Annotated in this window: 1 pseudogene; it reads right to left on the bottom strand. The window is 65.9% G+C overall.

Annotated elements, in window-relative coordinates:
* Positions 1-78 precede the first annotated feature (78 nt).
* Positions 79-1140: pseudogene (locus tag BSZ39_RS12840) on the bottom strand (ISL3 family transposase); the annotation flags it as partial.
* Between the last annotated feature and the right edge of the window lie 205 nt (positions 1141-1345).

Raw genomic sequence — 1345 nt, 5'->3', positions numbered from 1 at the left:
TGAGTTGTAGAAGATGAACTCGAGGATCACGCGGTGACCGCCCTGCTGTCCAGCACGACCACCCCGCTACACCACTATGAGGGACTCAACTAGCTTGGTCATGAGCTTCTTCCCGGTAGCCCGGTCGGGGTGACGGTACGCCGCGATCATTCGTTGATAGATGCCCCAGGTGCACTCGACCTGAACGTGCTCATCGACAGCGAACAGTGCGGTGAGACGTTGATGTTGCCGGTCGGTGAGCAAGTCCGCGCCGGTGTGCAAGGTGCGCCGTGCTCGGTACAGCGGATCCGTGGTGCGGCCACGGCGCCCGTGCAGTTCTTGTTGCACGCGACGGCGACACCGGTCGAGGGCGTCGCCGGCGAGGCGGACGACGTGGAAGGGATCCATCACCGTGGCCGCGGCCGGGATCTCCTCGGTGGCAGCGGTTTTGAACCCGGTGAACCCATCCATCGCGACGACCTCCACAGCGTTACGCCACTGGGCAGGTCGCTCGGCGAGCCAGGTCTTGAAGACCTGCTTGGACCGTCCGGGAACCATGTCCAACAGGCGTGCTGGACCGGTCCCGTCCCGGATCGGGGTCAGGTCGATGATCACGGTGACGTATTTGTCGCCGCGGCGGGTGTGTCGCCACACGTGCTCATCCACGCCGATCGCGGTGACACCCTCGAACCGGGCCGGGTCATCGATCAAGACGCGGTGCCCCTCGGCCAGTACGGCGTCGTTGGCGGTGTCCCATGCAACGGCGAGGGCTTCAGCGACACGAGCGATCGTGAGGTGCTGACACACGATCGCGGTCAACGCCCACCGCACCGCCCGGCGCGACAGGCGTGCCCGTGGTTCGGCCGCCGCGGAGCAGTCTTGCCGCCACACATGCCCACATTCACTGCATCGGTACCGGCGCAGAGTGACCGCCAACGTCGTGGGTCGCCACCCCAACGGTTCGTGCGCCAGCCACCGCACGACGCTGTCACGCGGAGCGCCTTCACACCCGCACCGGTGGCACCACGCATCGTCGTCGACGACGCGGCACGCCAACACGGCCCGCTCGGGTTCAAGGCGTTGCCCCGTCACGACCAGGCCGAGCTCATCCAAGCGACAGAAGGTCGTCAGGTCAGGGGTAGTGAAGGTAGCGTCGTGCATGTCGAGGTCTTCCAGATGGACAGCGTCAGAACTTCCATCATCGGGAGACCTCGACCCTCACCCGAACCACGACACGCTACCAATCCCTACACCCTCGATTGGGAAGAGCCCGTTTGCGCCACCACAGCCTGACAGCGGCGGTGAAGCACGGGGCGTCGACCAGCTCGACCTTCTGCCGGCCATGGCCCCGCGCCACCACCCCGCA

The organism is Bowdeniella nasicola (genome assembly GCF_001907295.1).
Taxonomy (GTDB): domain Bacteria; phylum Actinomycetota; class Actinomycetes; order Actinomycetales; family Actinomycetaceae; genus Bowdeniella; species Bowdeniella nasicola.
Note: the sequence above shows the minus strand (reverse complement) of the source record. Positions and strands in the feature narration are given on the sequence as shown.